At 74.6% G+C, this 24,866-nt stretch carries 23 protein-coding genes; 13 read left to right on the top strand and 10 right to left on the bottom strand.

What is annotated here, in order from left to right; all coding sequences use genetic code 11:
• Positions 1-167 precede the first annotated feature (167 nt).
• Positions 168-572, bottom strand: coding sequence for a hypothetical protein (locus ACFYZS_RS19620; protein WP_389013809.1), 405 nt, complete (start codon positions 570-572; stop codon positions 168-170).
• Between the two features lie 113 nt (positions 573-685).
• Between ACFYZS_RS19620 and ACFYZS_RS19615 the strand changes: the two genes are divergently transcribed.
• Positions 686-1,462, top strand: a complete 777-nt coding sequence (locus tag ACFYZS_RS19615) for an MBL fold metallo-hydrolase (protein WP_389013806.1) — start codon at positions 686-688, stop codon at positions 1,460-1,462.
• A gap of 47 nt (positions 1,463-1,509) precedes the next feature.
• A complete protein-coding gene (locus ACFYZS_RS19610) occupies positions 1,510-2,121 on the top strand; it encodes a DedA family protein (RefSeq protein WP_389014302.1) in 612 nt (203 codons plus the stop codon).
• A 7-nt stretch (positions 2,122-2,128) separates the two neighbouring features.
• Here ACFYZS_RS19610 and ACFYZS_RS19605 read toward each other — a convergent pair whose 3' ends face one another.
• Positions 2,129-2,725, bottom strand: coding sequence for a TetR/AcrR family transcriptional regulator (locus ACFYZS_RS19605; protein ID WP_389013803.1), 597 nt, complete (start codon positions 2,723-2,725; stop codon positions 2,129-2,131).
• A gap of 185 nt (positions 2,726-2,910) precedes the next feature.
• On the opposite strand from ACFYZS_RS19605, the gene ACFYZS_RS19600 reads away from it, so the two are divergent.
• Positions 2,911-3,855, top strand: a complete 945-nt coding sequence (locus tag ACFYZS_RS19600) for an alpha/beta hydrolase family protein (RefSeq protein ID WP_389013800.1) — start codon at positions 2,911-2,913, stop codon at positions 3,853-3,855.
• A 28-nt stretch (positions 3,856-3,883) separates the two neighbouring features.
• On the opposite strand, the gene ACFYZS_RS19595 is transcribed toward ACFYZS_RS19600, so the two are convergent.
• From ACFYZS_RS19595 to ACFYZS_RS19585, 3 genes are all read right to left on the bottom strand, one after another.
• Entirely contained in the window at positions 3,884-5,074 is a 1,191-nt protein-coding gene (locus ACFYZS_RS19595; RefSeq protein WP_389013797.1) for an MBL fold metallo-hydrolase, read from the bottom strand.
• Between the two features lie 44 nt (positions 5,075-5,118).
• On the bottom strand, positions 5,119-6,336 hold the full coding sequence (locus tag ACFYZS_RS19590) for an aminotransferase class I/II-fold pyridoxal phosphate-dependent enzyme (protein ID WP_389013794.1): 1,218 nt from the start codon (positions 6,334-6,336) through the stop codon (positions 5,119-5,121).
• Positions 6,337-6,459: 123 nt separating this feature from the next.
• A complete protein-coding gene (locus ACFYZS_RS19585) occupies positions 6,460-7,032 on the bottom strand; it encodes a TIGR03086 family metal-binding protein (protein ID WP_389013791.1) in 573 nt (190 codons plus the stop codon).
• A 194-nt stretch (positions 7,033-7,226) separates the two neighbouring features.
• Here ACFYZS_RS19585 and ACFYZS_RS19580 point away from each other — a divergent pair, with 194 nt between their 5' ends.
• From ACFYZS_RS19580 to ACFYZS_RS19560, 5 genes are all read left to right on the top strand, one after another.
• Positions 7,227-8,054 carry a methyltransferase domain-containing protein gene (locus tag ACFYZS_RS19580; RefSeq protein ID WP_389013788.1) on the top strand — a complete coding sequence of 276 codons (828 nt, stop codon included), beginning with the start codon at positions 7,227-7,229 and terminating at the stop codon, positions 8,052-8,054.
• Between the two features lie 124 nt (positions 8,055-8,178).
• The gene (locus tag ACFYZS_RS19575) at positions 8,179-8,622 is read left to right on the top strand and encodes an SRPBCC family protein (RefSeq protein ID WP_366104841.1); all 444 of its coding nucleotides are present in this window, start codon (positions 8,179-8,181) and stop codon (positions 8,620-8,622) included.
• A 284-nt stretch (positions 8,623-8,906) separates the two neighbouring features.
• Positions 8,907-9,740, top strand: a complete 834-nt coding sequence (locus ACFYZS_RS19570; protein ID WP_389013785.1) for a M55 family metallopeptidase — start codon at positions 8,907-8,909, stop codon at positions 9,738-9,740.
• Between the two features lies 1 nt (position 9,741).
• On the top strand, positions 9,742-11,100 hold the full coding sequence (locus ACFYZS_RS19565) for a M20/M25/M40 family metallo-hydrolase (RefSeq protein WP_389013783.1): 1,359 nt from the start codon (positions 9,742-9,744) through the stop codon (positions 11,098-11,100).
• Between the two features lie 41 nt (positions 11,101-11,141).
• Positions 11,142-13,157: a prolyl oligopeptidase family serine peptidase gene (locus ACFYZS_RS19560; protein ID WP_389013780.1), complete on the top strand. Its 2,016-nt coding sequence runs from the start codon at positions 11,142-11,144 to the stop codon at positions 13,155-13,157.
• 52 nt (positions 13,158-13,209) lie between these two features.
• Here ACFYZS_RS19560 and ACFYZS_RS19555 read toward each other — a convergent pair whose 3' ends face one another.
• A complete protein-coding gene (locus tag ACFYZS_RS19555; protein ID WP_389013777.1) occupies positions 13,210-14,526 on the bottom strand; it encodes a serine hydrolase domain-containing protein in 1,317 nt (438 codons plus the stop codon).
• A gap of 89 nt (positions 14,527-14,615) precedes the next feature.
• The gene (locus ACFYZS_RS19550) at positions 14,616-15,323 is read right to left on the bottom strand and encodes a hypothetical protein (protein ID WP_389013774.1); all 708 of its coding nucleotides are present in this window, start codon (positions 15,321-15,323) and stop codon (positions 14,616-14,618) included.
• Between the two features lie 35 nt (positions 15,324-15,358).
• On the opposite strand from ACFYZS_RS19550, the gene ACFYZS_RS19545 reads away from it, so the two are divergent.
• Together ACFYZS_RS19545 and ACFYZS_RS19540 are read left to right on the top strand one after the other, a co-directional pair.
• The gene (locus ACFYZS_RS19545) at positions 15,359-15,916 is read left to right on the top strand and encodes a GNAT family N-acetyltransferase (RefSeq protein WP_389013771.1); all 558 of its coding nucleotides are present in this window, start codon (positions 15,359-15,361) and stop codon (positions 15,914-15,916) included.
• A gap of 89 nt (positions 15,917-16,005) precedes the next feature.
• Positions 16,006-17,973 carry a DUF5107 domain-containing protein gene (locus ACFYZS_RS19540; protein ID WP_389013768.1) on the top strand — a complete coding sequence of 656 codons (1,968 nt, stop codon included), beginning with the start codon at positions 16,006-16,008 and terminating at the stop codon, positions 17,971-17,973.
• A 42-nt stretch (positions 17,974-18,015) separates the two neighbouring features.
• On the opposite strand, the gene ACFYZS_RS19535 is transcribed toward ACFYZS_RS19540, so the two are convergent.
• Positions 18,016-18,987, bottom strand: coding sequence for an SGNH/GDSL hydrolase family protein (locus ACFYZS_RS19535; RefSeq protein ID WP_389013766.1), 972 nt, complete (start codon positions 18,985-18,987; stop codon positions 18,016-18,018).
• A gap of 343 nt (positions 18,988-19,330) precedes the next feature.
• Here ACFYZS_RS19535 and ACFYZS_RS19530 point away from each other — a divergent pair, with 343 nt between their 5' ends.
• From ACFYZS_RS19530 to ACFYZS_RS19520, 3 genes are all read left to right on the top strand, one after another.
• Positions 19,331-20,371, top strand: a complete 1,041-nt coding sequence (locus ACFYZS_RS19530) for an Rv2578c family radical SAM protein (RefSeq protein WP_389013763.1) — start codon at positions 19,331-19,333, stop codon at positions 20,369-20,371.
• 112 nt (positions 20,372-20,483) lie between these two features.
• Positions 20,484-22,103, top strand: a complete 1,620-nt coding sequence (locus tag ACFYZS_RS19525; RefSeq protein WP_389013760.1) for an alpha/beta hydrolase — start codon at positions 20,484-20,486, stop codon at positions 22,101-22,103.
• 108 nt (positions 22,104-22,211) lie between these two features.
• Positions 22,212-23,597 carry an acyltransferase family protein gene (locus tag ACFYZS_RS19520; protein ID WP_389013757.1) on the top strand — a complete coding sequence of 462 codons (1,386 nt, stop codon included), beginning with the start codon at positions 22,212-22,214 and terminating at the stop codon, positions 23,595-23,597.
• On the opposite strand, the gene ACFYZS_RS19515 is transcribed toward ACFYZS_RS19520, so the two are convergent.
• Together ACFYZS_RS19515 and ACFYZS_RS19510 are read right to left on the bottom strand one after the other, a co-directional pair.
• On the bottom strand, positions 23,580-24,035 hold the full coding sequence (locus ACFYZS_RS19515; RefSeq protein ID WP_389013754.1) for a RidA family protein: 456 nt from the start codon (positions 24,033-24,035) through the stop codon (positions 23,580-23,582). The two genes, ACFYZS_RS19520 and ACFYZS_RS19515, sit on opposite strands and share 18 nt — an antisense overlap.
• 49 nt (positions 24,036-24,084) lie before the next feature.
• Positions 24,085-24,645, bottom strand: coding sequence for a HEAT repeat domain-containing protein (locus ACFYZS_RS19510; protein ID WP_389013751.1), 561 nt, complete (start codon positions 24,643-24,645; stop codon positions 24,085-24,087).
• Positions 24,646-24,866: the final 221 nt, after the last annotated feature.

The raw sequence follows: 24,866 nt of genomic DNA, 5'->3' as shown, positions 1-24,866 counted from the left end.
GCCGTACCGCCTCGTGTCTCCCCCGGATCCGCGCCCCGCCCGCGGTCCCGGCCGCACCCTCCAGCGTCGCACAGCGCGGCGGACCCGGCGGGGTGGCGGGGGTGGCGCACGGAGGTGCGAACGGAGCCGGCCGGGAGCGCGGGGCGCTCGCGCTCGCCGGACACCCGCTAGGTGCCGTCGTAGCCGGCGGTCGGCATGGACAGGCGGCGGTGCACCTCGGCCTTCATGGCGGAGGTGTACTGCGGCTCGGCGAGGCCGGCGGTCTCCAGGCGTACGCCGCGCCGCTCGCACTCGGCGGTGAACTCCCCGACGGAGCGCAGCGCGCGGGCCAGGACCCGGCGGTTGGGGACGACGAACAGGTCGACCTGCCCGGCGTCGACGTCGCACCAGAGCCCGCAGTGGTCGGCGCGCAGTCCGTAGAAGAGCAGCGTCCTTGTCACGACGTAGCCCTGCTCGGCCGCCCAGCGGGCGCACATGGCCTGCTGGCTGCGGGTGTCGACGGCGAAGGGGTCGGCATCCAGATCCTCGAGCGGGGCCAGGCTGGCGATAGCGGCCACGCGCAGCTCATCCATGCCGCCCGACCCTACTCCGATCCGCGGCCCGGGAGGAGGGGGCTGCGGACTTCGCTTCGGGGCGATCGGGCGGGGCAGGATCCAGGGGTACGCACGAGCGACGGGGAGGCCGGGTGCCGGTGGAGATCACCTGGTGGGGCCATGCCACCTGCACGGTCGAGGACTCCGGGGTGCGGCTGCTGACGGACCCGCTGTTCGCCCGGCGCCTCGCGCACCTGCGGCGGCGGCGCGGGGCGCCGCCCCCGCCGGAGGCGGCCGAGGCGGACGTGGTGCTGGTGTCGCACCTGCACGCCGACCACCTGCACCTGCCCTCGCTGGCCCGGCTGGCGCCCGGGACCCGGCTGCTGGTGCCGCGCGGGGCGCCCCGCGCGCTGCCGGGGCTCGCCCGGGTGGCGGCGGCGCGCGGACTGCCCGTCACGGAGGTGGCACCGGGCGACGAGGTCGGCGTACGGGCGGGCGTACGGGTGCGGGCGGTCAGCGCCCGGCACGACGGGCGGCGGCTGCCGTTCGGGCCGCGTCTCGCGCCGGCGCTCGGGTACGTGGTCCAGGGCTCGGCGCGGACGTACTTCGCCGGGGACACCGGGCCGTTCGAGGCGATGGCCGAGGAGGTCGGGCCGGTGGACGTGGCCCTGCTGCCGGTCGGCGGCTGGGGCCCGTACCTGGGGCCGGGGCACCTGGACCCGGGCGGGGCGGCGCGGGCACTGGCCGCGCTGGCACCGGCGGCGGCAGTGCCGGTGCACTACGGGACGTACTGGCCGATCGGGCTGGACGCGGTGCGGCCGCACGAATTCCACTCGCCGGGCGAGGAGTTCGTGCGGCGGGCCCGGCAGCTGGCGCCGAAGGTGACGGTACGGGTGCCCGGCCACGGCGAACGGGTCCGGCTGCCGTGACGGGGCACGGGCCGGGGCGCGGCATCGGGCACGGGATCGGGGTCGCGGTGGCGGCGGCGGCCGGCCAGGTGCCGCCGGAGACCACCCGGCAGGCGGTGGGGTACCCGGCGCTGTTCGTGCTGGTGGCGCTGGGGGCGCTGGTGCCGGTGATCCCGACGGGGGCGCTGGTGAGCACGGCGGCAGTGGTGGCGTTCCATCAGCCGTCGCTGCCGTTCGGGGTGTTGCTGGTGTTCGGCGTGGCGGCGGTGGCCGCATTCGTCGGGGACCTGGCGCTGTACTGGCTGGGGCAGCGCGGGGTGCGGTCCCGGGGCGGCTCGCGGTGGCTGGAGGCGCTGCGGGGGCGGGCGACGCCCGAGCGGCTGGCCCGGGCGCAGCGGAAGCTGGACGAGCACGGGGTGCTGGTCCTGGTGGTCTCCCGGCTGGTCCCGGCGGGCCGGATCCCGGTGATGCTGGCCTGCCTGCTGGCCCGGCTCCCGCTGCGCCGGTTCGCCCGCGGCGACGCCCCGGCCTGCCTCGCCTGGGCGGCGACGTACGGTCTGATCGGCATCCTGGGCGGCTCGCTGTTCTCGGAGCCGTGGAAGGGGGTGGCGCTGGCGGTCGCCGTGACCCTGCTGATCAGCGCGGCCCCGTCGCTCTGGCGCCGCCTCCGAGGCCGCTAGCGGCCGGTCAGGGCCGGTGCGGCTCGCGGAGCCCCGCGACGAGGAGCTCGACCAGTCGGCGCGCGTCGTAGCGGGAGTCGGTCTCGGCGCCGATGCAGAGGTTCCCGATGCCCCGCATGAGCTGGTAGGCGGTGAGGTCGGAGCGGATCTCGCCCGCCGCGGCGGCGGCGTCGAGCAGCTCGGTGCAGACGGGCACGAGGCGGTCGAGGAAGTAGGCGTGCAGCGTCTCGAAGCCGGCGTTGTCTGCCTGCATCGCGGCGGCGAGCCCGTGCTTGGTGACCAGGAAGTCGACGAAGAGCCCGACCCACCGCCCGAGGGCGGCGTGCGGGGTCGGTCCCGCCGCCAGGAGGGCCGGTCCGGCCTCCGCGCAGGCTTCGACCTGGTGGCGGTAGACGGCGATGACGAGGTCCGCCCGGGTGGGGAAGTGCCGGTAGATCGTGCCCATCCCGACCCCGGCCTCGGCCGCGATGTCCCGTACGGGCGCCTCGACGCCCGAGGTGACGAAGACGGCGGCGGCCGCGTCCAGCAGGGTCTGCTGGTTGCGCCGGGCGTCCTTGCGCTTGGACGCGGCCGGGCCGCCCGTGTTCTGGCCGCTGTCGTTCACGCGGCACTCCTTCCCTGAACCGGTGGCTTGCAAAGCGGAACAGCGCTCCGTATCGTTAGCGGAGCGAGGTTCCGGTTCAGCCATGATGGCAGACCGGGGCGGTGCCCACCAGGCAGCCCGCCGTCCGCGACGGACGGCCGGTCCCCTCGCACCCGAGCGCGCAGAACCGAACGGAAGGCACTCCCATGTCCCCATCGAACTCCGCGAACACCCGCCGGACCGCGGACGCGCCCGTCACGGTGGTGTCCGCCAAGCCGGTCCTCCTGCCGGCCCCGGACGGCCGCGGCGAGGACCTCCAGGTCCGCGTCAGCGCCCCCGCCACCGGCGGCGACCTGCCCGTCATCGTCTTCTCGCACGGCTTCGGCTGGTCGATGGACGGCTACGCCCCGCTCACCGACCACTGGGCCGCCCAGGGCTTCGTGGTCGTCCAGCCCACCCACCTCGACTCCCGGACGCTCGCCATCCCGCACGAGGACCCCCGTACGCCGCGGATGTGGCGCACCCGCGTCGAGGACCTCACGCTCGTGCTCGACGGACTCGAGGTCCTGGAAGCGGCCGTACCGGGCCTCGGCGGCCGCGTGGACCACGGCCGCGTCGCCGTGGCCGGCCACTCCTGGGGGGCCCAGAGCGCGAGCGTGCTGCTCGGCGCGCGGGTCCTGGACGCCGACGGCGTTCCCGGCGAGGACATGTCCGACCCCCGCGTCACGGCGGGCGTCCTGCTCGCCCTGACCGGTCTGGGCGACAGCCTCACCCCGTTCGCCGCCGAGAACCTGCCCTTCCTGAAGCCGTCCTTCGACACGATGACCGCCCCGGCCCTCATCGTCGCCGGCGACAAGGACGACTCCGCGCTGTCCACCCGCGGACCGGACTGGTTCACCGACCCCTACACCTACAGCCCGGCCGACAAGAGCCTGCTCACCCTCTTCGGCGCCGAACACTCCCTCGGCGGCATCCCGGGGACGGAGGTCGCCGAGACGACCGACGAGAGCCCGGCCCGCGTCGCCCTGCTGCAGCGGCTCACCACCGCCTACCTCCGCAGCGCCCTCGACCCCGCGGACACCGGCTGGCAGACGGCGGTCACCGCCCTGGCGACCGACCCCGACCCGCTGGGGAGCCTGCAGAGCAAGTAGGCACCGGGACCCGGTGGCCGGGGCCGGGTCACACGGCCCGGAGCGCGCGCGAGCCGCCGACGGGGAGGTCCCAGAGGTCCTCGCGGGGCAGACCGGCGCGATTCCAGGCCGCCCGGACCCGCTCCAGCGGTTCCGTCACCGGCTCCGCCGACAGTACGAAGGTGCCCCAGTGCATCGGCGCCATCCGCTGCGCCCCCACGTCCCGGCAGGCCTGGACGGCCTCCTCCGGATCGGCGTGGACGTCCCTCAGCCACCACCGCGGCGCGTACGCCCCGATCGGCAGCAGCGCCAGGTCGATCCCCGGGTGGCGCCGCCCGATCTCGCCGAACCAGTGCCCGTATCCGGTGTCCCCCGCGAAGTACACCTTCTTCGGTGTCTGCGCGGACCGCACGTCGCTCAGCACCCACCCGCCCCACAGCGTCCGGCAGGTGTCGAGCAGCGAGCGCTTCGACCAGTGGTGGGCCGGGACGAAGTCGAACCGTACGCCGCCCAGTTCGGCGCACTCCCACCAGTCGAGCTCGGTGACCCGGCTGAAGCCGCGCCGCCGGCACCAGCGGGCCAGGCCCGCCGGGACGAAGAGCGGGGTGTGCCGGGGCAGCCGCTTGAGGGTGGGGGCGTCGAGGTGGTCGTAGTGGTTGTGGCTGATCACCACCGCGTCCACCGGCGGCAGCTCCTCCCAGCGCACGCCGACCGGGGTCATCCGCGCCGGGGTGCCGAGGATGCGCCGCGACCAGACGGGGTCCGTCAGTACGGTGAGACCGCCGATCCGCAGCACCCAGCTGGCGTGGCCCGCCCAGGTGGCGCAGAGCGTCCCGGGGCCGGCCGCGGGCAGCGGGGCGGGGTCGTACGGGAGGTCGGGGATGCCGCGCAGCCCGTCGGGGCCGGGCCGGAACGCGCCCTCGCGCGCGAGCCGGGCGAAGGCCCGCACCCCGGGCAGCGGGGTGGTCAGCCGGTCGGCGAAGGACCGCGGCCAGCTCCGCGCCTCCCCCAGCGCCCGCGGCGCGGCGGGGGCGGGGCCCGGACGGCCGGGGGCGGGGCGGGGCGGGCGGGCCGTCGGGCGGGGCGCGGTGCCGCCGCGGGCCTCGGTACCGCCATGGGCCGCGGTACCGCCATGGGCCGCGGTGTCGCCATGGGCCGCGGTGTCGTCGCGGGCCGCGGTGTCCCGGCGCGCCGCGTCCGCGTGGCCCGGGTGTGCGGGGGTTTGCGTCCGATCCCTCATCAAGAGCTCTCCGTTCACCGCACAGCGGGCTCGTTTCGGTCAGGTCAGGAGCTCAGTCCGGCCAGGACCGATCCGAGGAGGTCCAGGGAGCGCCGTACGTGCGGGAGGCCGAGGGGGTCGCGCGCGGTGAGCGCGGCGAGCCGCTCCTGCGGGGTGGCGCCGAGCAGCGGGCCCGTCGAGAGGCGGACCCGCAGTGCGCCCAGGTCGTCGGCGAAGCGCTGTCCGCCCGGGGTGGGCGCGCCGAGCCGGCCGCCGAGGTAGTCCTCCAGTTCCATCGCGTCGCGGACCCCGTGCCGGGCCAGCCCGGCACGCAGCGGGGTCAGGTCGGCGTACAGGTGGCGCCCGGCCCGCGGCGGCCGGGCCAGCGCGCCGACGGCCAGCAGCTCCCGGTGGGCCGCCGCGGCGACCACCCCGTGCAGCGCCGCCGCGGCGTAGGCGCGCCCGGCGACGGCGTCGGGTTCGTCGAGCGCGTACGCCGCGGCCCCGGCGACCGGTCCGGCGACCAGGGCCCCGGTCGCGGTGAGGACGTCGAGGGTGCGGGCCCGCAGCCAGGTGCCGCGCGGGGTGCCGGGGAAGCGGACCACGGCCGCGGGCCACCCGGCGGGCAGCAGCGCTCCGGACAGGTCGAGGAGTACGGCGGCCTGGTCGGGCAGCATCTCGGCCGGGCTCAGGACCAGGGTTTCGTGCGGCCGGTGGACGGTGTCGCGCCAGCTCTCGTCGCTGACGACGAACAGCCCGGCGTCCCCGGCGGCCTCGCAGGCCTCCCGCAGCAGTTCGGGCGGGGGCACGGTGGCCGTGGGATCGTCGGCCACCGACAGCAGCAGCACGCGCGGATCGCCGCCCTCGGCACGCACCCGCCGTACGGTCTCCAGCAGGGCGTACGGATCCGGGATGCCCCCGCACTCGGCGGGGGTCGGCACGTGGTAGGCCCGCCGTCCCAGCAGCCGGACCTGCGGGGTCCACCACGCGGGACACGGCCGGGGCAGCATCACGTCGCCCCCGTACGCGCCGAGCAGCGCCAGCAGCAGGGCGGGCGCGCCGGGCCCGGCGGCCACGTTCTCCGGCGCGGTGGGCAGCCCGCGCCGCCCCCAGTGCCGGCAGGCGGCCTCGCGTACGGGCTCCCCGCCGCCCGGGGGCTCGGGGGCGGACCGCTCGGCGGCCGCGGCGATCGCGGCGGTGAGCTCGGGGAGCACGGGCAGGCCGGGCTGGGGCGCGGGCGGCCCGTAGCGGACCGGACCGCGGCCCTCGGCCGTGCGCTGCATCCCCGACACCTCGCCCCGCCTTCCCCGTTGCGTACCCGTGACGCCGACCCGCTCGGCCATGCCCTTTATACGGCGATTCGTGCAGGCACGCCTGTTGTCGTCCCCGGCGGTCGGCGCAGTGGCTCAGCCCTTCCGGCCCACCAGGGCCAGCAGCCGGGTCTGGGCGTCCGCGCCCGCCGGTATGTCCAGCGGCGCGGCGAACAGGCCGCTGGCGGCGAGCCCGTCGGCGTACGGCATGACCTCCTTGAGCGCGAACTCGACCAGCCCGTCCGGGAGCCGGTCGTCGGCGCCGATGCCCCGCGAGAGGTCCCAGGTGTGCACGACGCAGTCGGCGGTCAGCTCCGCGCAGTAGGCCCGGCCCAGCGCGGGCCCGTACGAGAGCCTGACCGTGCGGTCCAGCGCCCCGGGCTCGGTGAACGCGGCGTGCGCGGCGCCCGACGCCCGCTCCCAGGCGGCGGCCGGGTCCCCGTCGAGCACGTCGCCCGAGAACGCGTCGCCGATCTCCTCGACGGTCCGCCCGTCGGTGACCATCGGCGGGATCCAGAGCTGCTCGCCGGTGACGTGGTTGACCAGGTCGCGAACGGTCCATTCCGTACAGGGGGTCGGGGCTCCCCATTGGCCGTCCTCGACGGCACGCACCCGCTCGCCGAAGAGCCGCAGGGCCTCGGCGTGCTGTTCGAGCAGCGTGTCCGGCATGGCTCTCACCGTCCTCTGCCAGGGGGCCGGATCTCTGGAGCCCACTGTCCTCGCCCCTCCCGCCCCCTGCCACCGACCTGCCCGGCCTCCTTGCCCCACAAGGGTGTTGTCCACATGTCAAAACGCATATCTCATCCATCGAACGAATCCCCTACGGTGATCACAACGCTTCAACGACGAGGAGGAGTCGGCTCATGAGCACCGGGGAGAAGAAGGAAACCGCCGTCTACACGCACGGGCACCACGAATCCGTACTGCGCTCGCACCGCTGGCGCACCGCCGCGAACTCGGCGGCGTACCTGATCGGCGAGCTGCGGCCGGGGATGTCGGTCCTGGACGTGGGGTGCGGTCCGGGCACCATCACGGCGGACCTGGCCGAACTGGTCGCGCCGGGCGGCCGGGTGACGGCGGTCGACGCGGCAGGGGACGTCCTTAAGCAGGCGGCCGAGTACGCGGCGGGGCGCGGCCTGGCCGACGCGGTCACCTTCGCCACCGCGGACGTCCACGCGCTGGACTTCCCGGACGACTCCTTCGACGTGGTCCACGCCCACCAGGTGCTCCAGCACGTCGGCGACCCCGTACGGGCGCTGCGCGAGATGCGCCGGGTGTGCCGGCCGGGCGGCATCGTGGCCGCCCGGGACGCGGACTACGCGGCGATGACCTGGCACCCGGCCGAGCCGGGCCTGGACGAGTGGCTGGAGCTGTACCGCCGCGTGGCCCGCGCGAACGGCGGCGAACCGGACGCCGGGCGCCGCCTGCTGTCCTGGGCGCGGGCGGCCGGCTTCACGGAGGTCGCCTCGTCGGCGACGGCCTGGTGCTACGCCACGGCGGAGGAGACCGCGTGGTGGTCCTCCCTCTGGGCGGACCGCACGACGGCCTCGTCGTACGCCTCCGTCGCGACGCGCGGCGGCCACGCGACCGCGGCCGGCCTGGACGCCATCGCCGGGTCCTGGCACCGCTGGGCCGCCTCCCCGGACGCCTGGTTCTCGGTCCTGAACGGCGAAATCCTGGCCCGGGCCTGAGCCTTTCCCGGAGTGAGGCCGCGGGTCGCGCCGGGGAGGGCGGGGAGCCCCCCGGATTTGGGCGCGTGACCCGGAGGTGGTTGGCTTGCCGCGACGAGCGGAAACAACTGCTGGAGGAACAGCTATGGCGCAGGTCGAGGCCACCACGGAGCGGATCATCGCGGCCGACGCGGAGACCGTGTTCGACGCGCTGGCGGACTACACCGGGACCCGGGGGAAGCTGCTGCCGGAGCACTTCAGCGAGTACGAGGTGCGCGAGGGCGGCGACGGCGAGGGCACCCTCGTCCACTGGAAGCTCCAGGCCACCAGCAAGCGCGTGCGCGACTGCCTGCTGGAGGTCACCGAGCCGACCGACGGCCAGCTCGTGGAGAAGGACCGCAACTCCACCATGGTCACCACCTGGGTGGTCACCCCGGCCGGCGAGGGCAAGTCCAAGGCCGTGGTCACCACCGTCTGGAACGGCGCCGGCGGCATCGGCGGCTTCTTCGAGCGCACCTTCGCCCCCAAGGGCCTCGGCCGCATCTACGACACCCTGCTGGCCAACCTGGCCACCGAAGTCGAGGGCTGAGCAAGGCGGTTGCCTCGCACCGGATCTGCCGCCGGATCTGCCGCCGGACCTTCCGCCGGCCCTGCCGCACGCCCCGCCTCCCGCGCCGGGCGGCTCACCGGATCGGGTGGATTTCCCGAGCGATGCGAGCCCCCGGCCCGGGCGTGGCCCCGGGCCGGAGCGGGCCCCGGCGGCTAGGCTGGAAGCCTGCGCGGAAGCAGCGTGCAGGCTCGCCCGGGTGCCTTGGTCCGTGCCGGCCGCCCTGCGGTGACGCGTCGTGCGCAGCCGACCGCCCGGGGGGCCCGATGAAGATCCTCGTCTCCGCCGACATGGAAGGCGCCACGGGCGTCACCTGGCCCGGCGACGTCCTGCCCGGCACCCCCCAGTGGGAGCGCTGCCGCCCCATGTTCACCTCCGACGTGAACGCGGCCGTCCTCGGCTTCCTCGACGGCGGCGCCGACCAGGTCCTCATCAACGAGGCCCACTGGAGCATGCGGAACCTGCTGCTGGAACGGCTCGACGAGCGGGCCGAGCTGCTCACCGGCCGCCACAAGACCCTCACCATGGTCGAGGGGGTCCAGCACGGCGACGTCGACGGCATCGCGTTCGTCGGCTACCACACCGGCGCCGGCTCCGAGGGGGTCCTCGCGCACACCTACCTCGCCAACTCCATCACCGGGGTCTGGCTGAACGGGACCCGGGCGAGCGAGGGACTGCTCAACGCGCACGTCGTCGCCGAGTACGGAGTACCCGTCATCCTCGTCACCGGCGACGACCTGACCTGCGTCGACGCCGACGGCTACGCGCCGGACGCGATGAAGGTCGCCGTCAAGGACCACGTCTCCCGCTACGCCGCCGTGTGCCGCACCCCCGCCCGTACCGCCGCCGAGATCCGGGCCGCCGCCAAGGAGGCCACGGCCCTGGCCGTACGCCGGGACCCCGTGCGCGGCGGTCCGTACACCGTGGAGCTGGAGTTCGACGCCGCGCACCTGGCGATGTCCGCCACCGTGGTCCCGGGCGTCGAACGCTTCGGGGAACGCAGGGTCGCGTACACCACCGAGACGATGTACGAGGGGATCCGGACCTTCAAGGCGGTCACGACTGTCGTCTCGGCCGCCGTGGAGGAGCAGTATGGCTGACATGCCCGCAGTCACCCAGGAGTCCCCGGCGGACCGGAGGTCCCCCGTCGACCGGCTCGCGCTCGACGAAGCCGTCGAGTTCACCTCCGGCCTGATCCGCATCGACACCACGAACCGGGGCGGCGGCGACTGCCGCGAGCGGCCCGCCGCCGAGTACGTCGCCGAACGGCTCGCCGCGGCCGGGGCGGAGCCGGTCCTGCTGGAGCGCACGCCCGGCCGCACCAACGTGGTGGCCCGGATCGAGGGCACCGACCCCGGGGCCGAGGCCCTCCTCGTCCACGGCCACCTCGACGTGGTCCCCGCCGAGGCCTCCGAGTGGAGCGTGGACCCCTTCTCCGGGGAGATCCGCGACGGGGTGGTCTGGGGCCGCGGCGCCGTCGACATGAAGAACATGGACGCGATGGTGCTGGCCGTCGTACGGGCCTGGGCGCGGGCGGGCGTCAAGCCGCGGCGGGACATCGTGATCGCCTACACCGCCGACGAGGAGGACAGCGCCGTCGACGGCTCGGGCTTCCTCGCCGACCGGCACGCGCACCTCTTCGAGGGCTGTACGGAGGGCCTGAGCGAATCCGGCGCCTTCACCGTGCACAACGGCCCGGGCCAGGCGCTCTACCCGATCGCGGCCGGTGAACGCGGCACCGCCTGGCTGAAGTTGACCGCCCAGGGCACCGCCGGCCACGGTTCCAAGCCCAACCGCGCCAACGCCGTCAGCCGGCTCGCCGGCGCCGTGGCCCGGATCGGCGAGTACCGCTGGCCGGTCCGGCTCACCGCCACCGTCGCCGCGTGCATCACCCGGCTCGCCGCCCTCCAGGGCCTGTCGGTCGACCCCCGCGCCCGCGGTTTCGACCTCGACGCCGTCCTCGGCAAGCTCGGCCCGGCCGGCCTCCTCGTCGAGGCGACCGTGCGCAACAGCGCCAACCCGACCATGCTCAGCGCCGGTTACAAGCTCAACGTCATCCCCGGTACGGCCACCGCGTACGTCGACGGCCGCATGCTGCCCGGCACCGAGGCCGAGTTCATCGCCACCCTCGACGAGCTCACCGGCCCCGATGTCACCTGGGAGTTCCACCACCGCGAGGTGGCCCTCGAAGCCCCCGTGGACGGGCGGACGTTCGGGATCCTGCGCGAGTCGGTGGAGCGCTTCGACCCCGAGGGGCACGTGGTGCCCTTCTGCATGGCGGGCGGCACCGACGCCAAGCAGTTCTCCCGGCTCGGGATCACCGGATACGGCTTCTCCCCGCTGAAGCTGCCGCCCGGCTTCGACTACTGGGCCCTCTTCCACGGCGTGGACGAACGGGTCCCCGTCGACGCCCTGCACTTCGGCGTACGCGTCCTCGACCACGCACTGCGGACCCTGTGATGGTGACCCCGTGATGGTGACTCTGTGATGGTGATCCGGTGATGGCGGTGCCGACCGGGCCCTACGGCAGCTGGCCCTCGCCCCTCGACGCGGCCGTCGCCGCCTCGCTCGACGGGCGGCCCGAGTACGTGGGCACCGTCGGCCCCGAGGTGTGGTGGACCGAGCCCCGGCCGGCGGAGGGCGGCCGGCGCACGCTGGTGCGCCGGCCCGCCGACGGCGGCCCGGAGGCCTCGGTGCTGCCGGCCCCGTGGAACGTCCGCAGCCGGGTCACCGAGTACGGCGGCCGCCCCTGGGCGGGTACCGAACGGGCTGCGGGCGGGCCGCTGTTGGTGTTCGTCCACTTCGCCGACCAGCGGATGTACGCGTACGAGCCCGACGCGCCCGGGGGCGGCGGCGCCCCGCGCCCCCTCACCCCCGTCTCCGCGGTCGGCGGCGGGCTGCGCTGGGCGGACCCCGTCCTGCGCGACGGGGAAGTCTGGTGCGTCCTGGAGGAGTTCACCGGACCGGCGCCGACCGACGTGCGCCGGGTGCTGGCCGCCGTACCGCTGGACGGCTCGGCCGCCGAGGACCGGTCCCTCGTACGCGAACTCACCGACGACCGGTACCGGTTCACCACCGGACCCCGGCTGTCCCCCGACGGGCTGCGGGCGGCCTGGCTGGTGTGGGACCACCCCCGGATGCCGTGGGACGGCACCGAGGTGCGCCTCGCCGAGGTCAAGCCCGACGGAACGCTGACCGGGGCCCGCACCGTGCTCGGGGGCCCCGAGGAGGCCGTCGCCCAGGTGGAGTGGACCTCGGGCGGGGAGCTCCTCGCGGTCAGCGACCGCAGCGGCTGGTGGAACCCGTACCGGGTGGACCCGGCGACCGGAGAGGCCGTCAACCTGTGCCCGCGCGAGGAGGAGTTCGGGGGCCCGCTGTGGAAGCCCGGGCTGAGCTGGCTGGCCCCGCTCCCCGGAGGCCTCGTCGCCGTCCTGCACGGCCAGGGCTCCTCCGTGCTCGGCGTCCTCGACCCGGAGAGCGGCGACCTGGTGGACGCCGCCGGGCCGTGGACGGCCTGGCAGCCGACGCTCGCCGCGCACGGCAACCGCGTCTACGGGGTCGCGGCCAGCCCCCGCAGCGCCTACGAGGTGGTGGAGCTCGACGTCGAGGACGGGCACGCGCGGGTGGTCGGCGCGGCCGGTGTGGACCCGGTCGACCCCGCGTACTACCCGGAACCGCAGAGCCGGACCTTCCTCGGCCCCGGCGGCCGGGAGATCCACGCCCACGTCTACCCGCCGCACCACCCCGCGCGCCGGGCCCCCGCCGACGAGCTGCCCCCGTACGTGGTGTGGGCGCACGGAGGCCCCACCGACCACGTGCCCCCCGTACTCGACCTGCACATCGCGTACTTCACCTCCCGCGGCATCGGCGTGGCCGAGGTGAACTACGGGGGCTCCAGCGGCTACGGGCGCGCCTACCGGGAGCGGCTGCGCGAGCAGTGGGGCGTCGTCGACGTGGAGGACTGCGCGGCGGTGGCCCGGGCGCTGGCCGCCGAGGGCACCGCGGACCCGGCCCGGCTGGCCATCCGCGGCGGCAGCGCGGGCGGCTGGACGGCGGCGGCCTCGCTGGCGGCCACCGACCTGTACGCCTGCGGCACGGTCATCTACCCCGTGCTGGACCTGCTGGGCTTCGCGGAGGAGACCCACGACCTGGAGTCCCACTACATCGACGGCCTGGCGGGGCCCCCGCAGACCCTGGCCGTACGGTGCCGGGAGCGCTCGCCGCTGGCCCGCGCCGGGCGGATCACCGCACCCTTCGTCCTGCTCCAGGGCCTGGAGGACCCGGTGTGCCCGCCGGCCCAGGCGGAGCGGTTCCTGGCCGCGCTGCGGGGGCGGCCGGTGCCGCACGCGTACGTCGCCTTCGAGGGCGAGGGGCACGGATTCCGGCGGGCGGAGACCATGGTCCGGGCACTGGAGGCGGAACTCTCCCTGTACGCGCAGGTGTTCGGCATCGAGCGGACGGACGTCCCGCGGTTGGCACTGGAGCCGGACCCGGCGACGGAGCCTGAACGGCCCTAGGGGGTGTCCGCAAAGTAGCGCCGCGGGGCAGGCGGGACTTTGCGGACACCCCCTAGCCCGTCGGGAGGTCGAGCCCCGTGTAGATCTGGTTGAGCACGGTGGGCAGCAGGGCCTGGGCGGTGGTGCGGCCGTCCGGGGCCACGGTCAGGTTGGTCCAGATGACGAGCGTGACGTCGTTGGCCGGGTCGTGGCCCATGAAGGAGTTGAAGCCCGGCAGTTCACCGCCGTGGTAGTACATCGCGGCGTTCGGGCCGAAGCGCTGCCGTGCGATGCCGTAGCCGTACGTCCGGCCGTCGGGCGCCGCCGGGTCCTCGGCCTGCGGGCTGCGGAGCCACCGCTGTTGGGAGGCGGGGTCCAGGACCTCGCCCCGCACCAGGGAGCGGATCCAGGTGGCCAGGTCGTCGGCGGTGGAGACGGCCCCGCCCGCGGCGGTGGCGTAGGAGGGGTTCTGGCGGGTGTAGTCGACGGGCCGCAGCTTCCCCGTCTGCGCCGCCTCGCGCATCGCGGCCGGGTACGGGTCGTCGCCCAGGGCGTAGACCGAACCGCCGTACATGTAGCCGTGCGCGGCGGGTTCGGGCAGGGAGCGGTCTCCGGCGGCCGGCAGGAACGTCCCCTTCAGTCCGAGCGGGGCGAACAGCCGGTCCCGGAACTGCCGGGCCAGGGGCCGGCCGCCGGCCTTCTCCGCGACCAGGCCCAGCAGGGCGTAGTTGGTGTTGCTGTACGCGTAGGACGCGTCGGGCGCGAAGTCCGGCGCATGCCGGAAGGCGATGGCCAGGACTTCCTGCGGGGTCCAGGCCTTGCCCGGGTCGGCGTCCAGCGTCGCCGCGAGTTCGGGTGCGCCGGTGTAGTCGTGGAGCCCGCTGCGCATCTTCAGCAGTGCGGCGAGGGTGATGCGTTCGCCGTTCGGCACTCCCGGGACGTAGGCGGACACCGGGTCGGTGAGCCGGAGCCTGCCGTCCCGGGCGAGGAGCATGATCAGCGCCGCCGTCATGGTCTTCGTGTTGGAGGCGATCCGGAAGTGGTCGTCCGTGGCGGGTGGTTCGGCCTTGCCCAGCTCCGACGTGCCGCTGATCGCCCGGTAGGTGCCCTGCGGGGTACGCAGCACCACCACCGCGCCGGGCACCGTCAGCTTCTTCGCCGCGCGGTCGACGGCGGCCTGGAAGGCGGCCGGCCGGATGGGCTTCAGGGGCGGGGGGATCCGGGTGGGGGCGGGGGCGGTCATCGTCGGCGCGGGAGCGGGCGTGGGCGACGGGTCGGCGCGCGGCATCCCGAGGGCCGCCGCACCGATCGGAATGCCGCCCCCCGCGATCAGGAGGGCCACGCAGGGCGCCAGCAGGGCCGTGCGGCGGCGCGCTCGGGAGGTCCTCATGCACTCACCCCAACCCGATTTGGGCAGAATCACCCAATTTTAGCAGCGCGGCTGGCGGCGGGCCGCCCCAGGGCTTGCGGGCCGTTCGCCTAGGCCGTGTGCAGCCAGACGCGGAGCGGGCCCAGCGGTGCGAAGCCGTGGCGCAGCGCCGTGTCCAGGTCCTCCCCGGACTCGTAGCCGACGACGGGATGGCCGGGCCAGAGCTCGGCCACGGCCGTGAGGGCGCCCGCCCAGGCCTCGTCGTCGGGGGTCCCCTCCGCCGTGAAGACGTTGGAGAGGCCGACGACCGCGCCCGTGCGGTTGGCCGCGGCCCCGGCGAGGACGCGCCCGTCCGCCGACCGCCCGGCGAGGAAGGCGATCTCCGGCGTGAGCAGGCCCGGGTGGAACAGGCCGGTGCCCTCCCCGCCGCCCCACGCCGCCTCCCAGGCGGCCAGTTCCCGGGCATCGGCCACGCGGGTCCAGGCCAGGGCGGACGCGGCCGGCGCCGGCGCCTGCGCCGGCCGGTGGATCCACTCGGCGCCGAACAGCACCTCGAAGCCCGCCGGGGCGAGGTCCAGCGCGGCGTAGCTGTCCTTGACCGAGCAGCCGGGGGAAGCGGTGTCCATCCCGGCCAGCAGCGCGTCCGCCGGGGCCGACCGGGTCAGGGTCACGCCGTCGGGGTAGTACGGCGGGGTGCGGCGGGCGCTGGTCCACGCGTCGGCCGCGAACGTGCCGCCTCCGCTCACCGCCGCGCACCATTCGGCGTTGTTGCGTACCGCCGCGCGCAGCAGTTCTTCGGTGTCCGTGTCGATGATCACGCGGGGTAGCCTGCCACAGCTCATAGCCTGGGCGGATGTCATATTCCACGTACCTGCGCGAGGGGGAGCACGTCGGACTGCGGCCCTTCCGGCTCGCCGACGGCCCCGAGTTCACCGCACGCGTGCACGAGAGCCGGCACCTCCACCACCCCTGGCTGTCCCCGCCGGCGACGGCCGAGGAGTACGAGGCGTACGCGACACCGCTCATCGAGGGCGCCGGCCGGGTGGGCTTCCTGGTCTGCGAGCGCGGGACCGGGGCCATCGCGGGCTTCGTCAACATCAACAACATCGTCTACGGGGCCTTCGACTGCGGCGCGCTCGGCTACGGCGCCTTCGCGCACGCCGCCGGGCGGGGCCTGTTCCGCGAGGCGTTGGGGCTCGTCGTCGCGCACGCCTTCGCCGCAGGGGACGAGGGCGGCCTTGGACTGCACCGCCTGGAGGCCAACATCCAGCCGGGCAACGCGGCCTCCCTCGCGCTGGTCCGCGGAGCCGGATTCCGGAAGGAGGGGTTCTCGCCGGACTTCCTCTTCGTCGACGGGTCCTGGCGCGACCATGAACGCTGGGCGATCACCGCCGAGATGCCCGGCGCGTAGCGCTCCGGCCAGGGCTTTGCGTAATCCTGACCGGTGGTGATCCGCGGAACCCCTGTGCACCGGCCGTCCCTGCGTGTTCCATTTCCTGCATGGCCACCACCGTCCGCCGCGCCGTACTGATCCTGCCCGCAGCCCCGTTGGGCCCCGAGAACCCGCTGCCCGTACTGCGCGCGCCCGCCGACGCCCACACCCTCGACGAGCGGTCGCGCGAGGGGCTGCCGCGCGACATGGCCCGGCAGGTCGGGTACGAGCCGCTGCGCTCCCTGCTGCCCGTACGGCTGCGCGACGGGTACCGGCGGCGCAGGCAGGAGCGCGAGTTCGAGGCCGTGGTCATCGAGAACGCACACCTGCGGGTCACCGTGCTGCCCGGACTCGGCGGCCGGGTCCACTCGCTCGTGCACGTGCCCACCGGTCGTGAACTCCTCTACCGCAACCCGGTGTTCCAGCCCGCCAACTTCGCCCTCAACGGCGCGTGGTTCTCGGGCGGCATCGAGTGGAACATCGGCGCCACCGGCCACACCACCCTCTCCTGTGCTCCGCTGCACGCCGCGCTCGTACCGGCGCCCGACGGGGGTGTGATGGTCCGGCTCTGGGAGTGGGAGCGGCTGCGCGACCTGCCTTTCCAGGTGGACCTGTGGCTGCCGGAGGACTCGGAGTTCCTCTACGTCGGCGTCCGCGTCCGCAACCCGCACGAACGGACCGCCCCCGTGTACTGGTGGTCCAACATCGCCGTCCCGGAGGATCCCGGCACCCGCGTGCTCGCCCCCGCCGACGAGGCCTGGCACTTCGGGTACGAGCGGGCGCTGCGGCGGATCCCCGTGCCGCGCTGGGAGGACGAGGACCGCACGTATCCGCTGCGCAGCGAGTACCCGGCCGATTTCTTCTACGAGGTCCAGGACGGGGCCCGGCCGTGGATCGCCTCGCTCGACGCGCAGGGGCGCGGGCTCGTCCAGACCTCCACGGCCCGGCTGCGCGGGCGCAAGCTGTTCGTCTGGGGCTCCGGGGAGGGCGGCCGGCGCTGGCAGGAGTGGCTGACCGAGCCCGGCACCGGTGGCTACGCCGAGATCCAGGCCGGGCTCGCGCGGACCCAGCTGGAGCACGTACGGCTGGAGGCGGGGGCGGAGTTCAGCTGGCTGGAGGCGTACGGACCGCTGACCGCGGACCCGGGGCCGGTGCACGGCCCCGACTGGGCCTCGGCCCGCTCCGCCGCGGAGGCGGCCCTGGCGGCCGCCCTGCCCCGGGAGCGGGTGGAGGAGGCGTACGGGGCGTGGCTCGGGTCCGCCGACACCGAACCCGGGGAGCGGCTGGCGGCGGGCTCGGGCTGGGGCGCGCTGGAGGTGCTGTGCGGCGGCCACGAACTGCCCGGCACCCCGTTCGAGGAGGCCGGGCTCGGCGAGGACCAGGCGCCCTGGCTGGAGCTGTGGCGCACCGGGGTCTTCCCCGCCCCGCGGCGGGTGGCGCCGCCGGGGCCCAGCCTGGTCGCCCCGCACTGGCGGGACATGCTGGAGACGGCTCCGGCGGATCCGCTGACCGAGTACCACCTGGGCGTGGCCCAGTGGCACGCGGGGGACGTGGCGCAGGCGGTGCGCAGCTGGGAGCGCGGGCTGGCGCTGGCGCCCTCGCGGTGGCCCCTGCTGCGCTGCCTGGCCGTGGCGGACGCGCTGGCCGGCGACCCGGCGCGGGCGGCGCAGCGGTACGCCGAGGCTTTCGGGGACCTGGCCGAGGAGAGCCGGGGCGGGGAGCCGTGGACGGCCGCGGAGTCCGCGCTGGGGCGGGAGGCGATGGCGACGCTGCTGGCGGCCGGCCGCCTGCCGGCGGCGCGTGCGGTGTGGGACCGGCTGCGGCCGGCGCTCCGCGAGGAGGGGCGGTTCCGCCTGCTGGCCGCGCGGCTGCTGGCGGCGGAGGGCCATGTGGGCGCGGCCCGCCGGGTGTTCGAGGACGGCTTCGAGCTGGCGGACCTGCGCGAGGGCGACGAGATCCTGTCGGAGGTCTGGTCCCGCATAACGCACCGGCCGCTCCCGGCGACGTACAACTTCCGCATGCGCCCGCCGACGTAGGCCCACGGCCCGTGGAGGACCGTGGGCGGGGGGCGTCGTTCGTCAGCGCGGCGCGATGGCGTCCAGGATCGCCGATGTGACGTGGTCGGCGGCGTTGCGGTGGCCCTTGGCGTTGGGGTGCACGAGGGCCGGCCGGTTGTCGTGGTCGAAGACGCCCTCGACCCACTTGCCGGCGTCACAGACGCTGTGGTGCCGGGTGGAGTCGTAGAGGTCGACGAAGTCGGCGGACCCGTGCGCGCCGGCCGACTTCTCGATGGTCTTGTTGAGGGGTTCGAGGACGTCCCGGCGCAGCCAGTCCAGGTCGCCCTGGGTGATCGAGAGGAACTGGTGCAGATCGTTGTAGCTGCACTTGGAGGTGTCCGCGGGAATGATCGTGGGGTAGCCGACGGCCAGGATCCTGGCGTGCGGGGCCTTCTCGTGGAGCGTGGCGAGCATCTCGCCGTACTCCTTGCCCACCTTGGTCAGCTTGCCGGGGATGCTCGCGGCCAGCTCGTCCCTGCACGGGGTGTCCACGCCGCCACTGCCTCCTCCCAGTTCGAGGCACTTGAGGAGGATGTCGGCGAAGCCGAGGCTGTTGCCGCCCACGCCGACGGTGATCACGTCGGTGCCGGGCCGCACCGCCTCGGATTGCGGAGGAACCGGGGGGAAGGGGTAGTCCGGGTCCTCGGACACGGGCGGCAGGTGCCGCCCGATCGGCTCCTGGGCCCTGAAGGTGACGTCCTGGATCGTGGCGGCACCGCAGCTGACGTTGGTCAGCTCGATCAGCGAGCCCAAGTCGCGGTCGATGACCTGCGGGTACGACTGGTCGGTGCGCTCGCAGCCGTCGCGGGGGTACTCGAAGACGTCACCGGCGGCCGGGATGACCCCGGCGGTGTACGAGTCGCCCAGGGCGACCCATTCGTAGCTCGCCGCGGCGGCGGGTTGCGCCCCGGCGAGTTGTACGGGGACCAGCGCCCCCGCGGTGAGAGCGGTGGCAGAACCGAGCAGGGCCAGACGAATGCGGAAGCTCGCCACGAATCCTCCAGAGATAGGGCGTTGGCAGCGCTACGACCATACGGAATTCGTCACTCCATGCACTAGATCGGATACGGACAGTCACGCGCGAGGGGATCCGCAGGCCTCGCGTCGCGCTGGATGCACGTTCTGATCGGACATGTCCGTTTCGGCGACCGGGAGCTTCCGCCGGTGACGGGTTCCGCGTGGCGTGTGGGTCATGGGGCGGGTGCGTTCGGCGCCCCCACGGACCCCGCCCCACCCCCCGCACGCGCGGCTGTCCGGTTCCCGACCCGGCGACCTTCGCACGATCATGGGAACACATGTTCTATTCTCGGGCCCCGAGACACCGAGGGAGGCGCTCATGCGCTGGGACAATCTGACGGACGGACCCGGGGCCCCGGAGCAGGCGGGGGCGCTCTTCGGGGCGGCCTCCGTCGTCACGCGGACCTTCGACACCCCCGAGTTCCGCGGGATCACCTTCCACGAGGTGCGCGCCCGCTCGGTCCTCAACCGGGTGCCCGGCGCCTCGCGCATGCCGTTCGAGTGGACGGTCAACCCGTACCGCGGATGCAGCCACGCCTGCGTCTACTGCTTCGCCCGCAAGACCCACGGCTACCTCGACCTCGACACCGGCATCGGCTTCGACTCCCAGATCGTCGTCAAGACCAACGCCCCCGAGCTGCTGCGCCGCGAACTGGCATCGAGCCGGTGGGCCGGCGCGCACATCGCCATGGGCACCAACGTCGACTGCTACCAGCGGGCCGAGGGCCGCTACCGGCTGATGCCCGGGATCATCGAGGCCCTGCTCGAGCGGGCCAACCCCTTCTCCATCCTGACCAAGGGGACCCTGATCCTGCGCGACCTCCCCCTCCTGCGGCAGGCCGCCGAGGTCGCGGACGTCGGCATCTGCGTCTCCGTCGGCTTCACCGACACCGCCCTGTGGCGCACCGTCGAGCCCGGCACCCCCTCCCCCGCCGCCCGGCTGGCCGCCGTACGGACCCTCACCGACGCCGGGATCGAGTGCGGGGTGCTGATGGCCCCGGTGATCCCCTTCCTCGGGGACTCCCCCGAGCAGCTGCGGGCCACGGTCCGGGCCGTCGCCGAGTCCGGCGCGACCTCCGTGACACCCCTGGTACTCCATCTGCGGCCGGGCGCCCGCGAGTGGTTCACGGCGTGGCTGGGCACCCACCACCCCCACCTCGTCGAACGGTACGAGCGGATGTACGCGGGCGGCTCGTACGCCCCCACCTGGTACCAGCGCCAGATCACCCGGCAAGTCCACGAGCTCGCCGCCGAATTCGGCATCGGCCCCTCCCGGCGGGGCGCGGCCCGCGGGATCCCCGTCCCCGAACACCCGGCCGGGCCGGTGCCCGCCGAGCCGGTCCAGCTCAGCCTGCTGTGACCTCGTACGGCCCCTGAACGCTCATCACATCGGGCCAATCAGCGGCCCAATCCCGCCTTCCGGGCGTGGTTTCCGGGACGATTCCGCCCAGAACCCTCGGCTGGGAGGCCCCATGCTCCACCCCGCGAACCCTGCGACCCCCGCGAAGAAGCGCGGCCCGCTGACGAAGCGCGCCGCCGTCCTGCTGTCGGTCGCCACCGCGACCGCGGCCGCCGTCGTCACGAGCCCGGCGGGTGCCGCACCGACGGCCGCCGCGCCGGCCGCCGCGCCCGCCGCGCCCGCCGCGCTGCGCTGGACCGGCTGTGCGACCCCGCGCTACCCGACGCTGCAGTGCGCCTCCCTCAAGGTCCCGCTCGACCACGACCACCCGGCCGGCCGGCAGATCTCCCTGGCCCTGACCCGGGTCCCGCACACCGCCGCCACCTCGCAGGGCCCGCTGCTCGTCAACCCCGGCGGGCCCGGCGGCAGCGGCCGGAGCCTGGCCGGGTTCATCGCCTCCGCGCTGCCGAAGGACGTCGCCGCCCAGTACGACGTGATCGGCTTCGACCCGCGGGGCGTCGGCAAGAGCGAGCCCGTCCTGGACTGCGGGCCCGGCCACTTCACCCCCGTGCGCCCGGACTCCGTACCGCTCGACGCGCAGACCGAGCAGGCCAACCTGGACCGGGTGAAGTCCTTCGCCGAGTCCTGCCAGACCAAGCACGCGGACGTGCTCCCCTATATCGGCACCGTCTCGGCCGCCCGCGACCTGGAGGTGCTGCGCGGCGCGCTGGGCGCGGCGAAACTCAGCTACTTCGGCTACTCGTACGGGACCTACCTGGGCGCGGTGTACGCCAAGCTCCACCCGGACCGGGTGCACCGCCTCGTCCTGGACTCCGTGGTCGACCCGGGCGGGGTCTGGTACGAGGACAACCTCGCGCAGGACCAGGCGTTCGACGCCCGGCACAAGGCGTTCCTGGCGTGGGTGGCCCAGTACGACGAGAAGTACGGGCTGGGCACCGACCCGGCGGGGGTCGAGGAGCGCTGGTACGCGATGCGCGAGGCCCTGCGCGCCGCGCCGGCGGGCGGCAAGGTGGGTCCGGCGGAGCTGGAGGACACCTACATGCCGGGCGGCTACTACAACGGCTACTGGCCGGTGCTGGCCGAGGCCTTCTCCGCGTACGCGCAGAAGGCGGACCCGAAGCCGCTGGTGGCGGCGTACGAGCGGTTCGGGGCGGTGGAGCCCTCCGCGGGCAACAGCTACAGCGTGTACACGGCGGTGCAGTGCCGGGACTCGGCCTGGCCGAAGGACTGGAACCAGTGGCGCGCGGACATGTGGCGCACCCACGCGAAGGCCCCGTTCATGACCTGGAACAACGCCTGGTACAACGCCCCCTGCGCGTTCTGGAAGACGGAGCCGCTCGCGGCGCCGGACGTGACCAACGCCGACCTCCCGCCGGCCCTGCTGCTCCAGGCGACGGAGGACGCGGCGACCCCGTTCGAGGGGGCACTGAGCATGAAGGGGAAGCTGAAGGGCTCGGCGCTGGTGGTCGAAGAGGGCGGCGGCAACCACGGGGTCGCGCTCAGCGGCAACAAGTGCCTGGACGAGAAGGTGGCGGCGTACCTGCGGACGGGCGGTGCCTCGGACGCGACCTGCCCCGCGCAGCCGGGCCCGAAGCCGACCACGTCCACCCGCGCGGTCCCCCCGACGGCCGGCGGCACGGCCCTCCACGGCCTCCTGGGCTTCCGCGGCTAGGCATCGGACCTTAGTGGCATATACCGTTTTGCCGAGGTTCCGCCCGTCCCGTCCCCGATCCTTCGTGAACGGGGACGGGACGCGCGGACATGGGCTAGGGTCCCTGCGGTGAACAAGCTGGTACCCCCACTCGGCCGGCGCAAGGCCGCCGCGGCCCCGGGCTCCGCTGCCGCCGGCGGCCGGCTCGGCTGGCTTGACGCGCTGCGCGGCATCGCCGCCCTGGTCGTGGTCCTGCACCACTTCGAGGTGCTGCGGATGCTGCCCTTCGGCGAGACGGTCCGGCAGAACTTCGACCTCGGCCTGTTCGGGGTCATGCTCTTCTTCATCGTGAGCGGTTACATCATCCCGGCCTCGCTGGAGCGCCGGGGCGACGTCCGGGGCTTCTGGATCGGCCGGCTCTTTCGGATCCACCCCGCCGTCATCGTCGCCTTCGTCGCCGCGCTCCTGATGCTCCCGGCCGGGGACGGCTCGGTCGCCCTGCTGCGCACCGGCGACGACCTCGCCTCACTCGTCGCGAACGGCCTGATGCTCCAGGACCTGCTCGGCGTCGTCAACGGTATGAACGTCACCTGGACGCTCTGCTACGAGATGGTCTTCTACTTCCTCGTCACCGCCCTGTTCACCCGGGGCCTGCACCGGCACAGCGCCCCCATCGCCGTCGGCTTCGCCGGTGCCGCGCTCGCGATGGGCACCGCCCTCGCCCCCCAGGTCCTGTCGGCGCAGCTCGACTCGGTCCGACTGCTCCTGCTGATCGTCACCCCGATCGTGCTCCTGGGCTTCTGGGGTGTGCTCAGCGGCAACCGCAGGGCGACCGCGGCGGGCGCCCTGGTGCTCGGCGGACTGGGCCTGGTTCTCGCCGTGCTCAACAGCCGGGCCGTCGCGTTCGAGACCTTGATGATCTTCGCGACGATGTTCGCCGGCACCGTCGTGTACCGGGCGCAGCACGGCAGGGTCCGCCGGATTCCGGCGCTGCTCGCCTGCGGGTCCGTGGTCGCCGCGGGCGTGCTCGTCGGATGGCTGTACAACCGCGACGGGGTCCAGGAGAGCACCTGGACCTCCGGCTGGAAGGCCTGGTCGCTCTCCTACCTCGCTGCCTGGATCCTGTTCGGTCTCTTCTTCCTGCTGCGGGGGCGGCGTTTCCCGAAGCCGCTGACCTGGCTCGGCGCGATCAGCTTCTCGATGTACCTGCTGCACTTCCCGCTGCTGCGCACGGTCGGTCCGCCGCTGGGCGTCCCGCCGGTGCCCGAGTCGACGCTCGGGAAGATCGCCTGGACGGTGGTCTTCCTGACGGTGCTGATGGCGGCGAGCCACCTGATGTACCGCCTGGTCGAGCTGCCCGCGCAGCGCCTGGGCAAGCGGGTCCAGCAGGCGGCGAACCGCCGCCGACCGGCCGCCGCGCCCGAGGGGGTCCCGCCGCGGCGGGCGGAGGGCGGGAGCCGGGAGACCGTCGCCGTCCGCACGCCGGACGGGGCGGCTTCAGTGTCCCGCGAGTGACCGGGCCGGCAGGACGGCGAAGGCCTCCACCTCCAGCAGGAGCTCGGGGCGGATCAGGGCGGCCACCTGGACGGCGGAGGACGCCGGCAGCCGGTCGGCGGGGATGACGGCGTCGCGTGCCTCCCGGACGGCCGGGAGGTGGGCGATGTCCGTGACGAAGTACGTCAGCTTCACCACGTCGTCGAAGGTCGCTCCGGCCGCGGCCAGGCAGCGCCGGAGGTTCTCGAACACCTGGCGGGCCTGCGCGGCGGCGTCGCCCGCGCCGACGACCCGGCCCTGTGCGTCGAAGGCGCACTGGCCGGAGACCGCGACGAACCGCCCGGTGCCCCAGGCGACGTGGCTGTAGCCCGTACCGGGGTAGACGCCTTCCGGCGCGGACACGCGCGTGATGTGGTGGTGGTCGCGGTGGTCGTCGGGCCTGCTCGTGAGGTCGCTCATGCGGCTGATCATCTCAGCGGGCTCAGCGGGCTCGGCAGCCCCTGCGGGCTCAGCGCGGTCTGCGCAGGAGGCGCAGGGCCGCCGTCGCCGCCACCGCGAGGCGGGGGTGGGACTGGGCCCGGGTGAGGACCTCGCGGGCCCGCGGGTCGCCGAGGGTGCCCAGGCCCTCCACGCAGGCCAGGGCCACCCGCCAGTACGGCTCGTGCGGGGACAGCAGCCGGGACAGCGTGGCCATCAGGACCGGCGCCGATTCGGGGGCGCGCAGGGTCGTGAGGAGCCGTACGGGCTGGAGGGCGTAGGCCGTGCGCAGGGTGTTGGTGGCCAGGGCCGCCGCCGCCCGGGCGGTGCGCGGGTCGCCCAGGGCGGCGAGCGCCTCGGCGGCGGCCGCGCAGCGCGGCGGGTCGCGGTGGTTGAGGAGCAGCACCAGCGGCTCGAAGGCCCGCCGGTCCCCGGCCAGGCCGAGCCGGTACGCGGCGAGTTCGCGGGCCCACAGGGGCAGGCCGGCGGAGGTCAGGGAGGCGGCCAGCGCGTCGGGGTCCGCCGCGAGCAGCTCCTCGTACCGCGGGGACTGCCCGGATTCCGTTCGCAGGCGCTCCAGCACGTCGTTCACCCGGCCACCCTAGGGCGGCCCGGCCGCCGCCACGCCGGGTTTCCACAGATGGCTGATCGATGATCGATGATCGGTACATTTGGGCGGTACAGGTCACATCTCCGCGCTCTGGCGCGGCAGTTACCCGCGGGTTACGCTCCTTCCAACGTACGAGGCCGGCCTGGTGACGCAGCCGCCCCGTATCAGTCGGTCCGGTAGCTCCACGACTCCCGTGCATCAGC

Source organism: Streptomyces sp. NPDC001903 (genome assembly GCF_042891345.1).
Taxonomy (GTDB): Bacteria; Actinomycetota; Actinomycetes; order Streptomycetales; family Streptomycetaceae; genus Streptomyces.
This window is presented reverse-complemented; position numbering and strand designations above follow the sequence as displayed.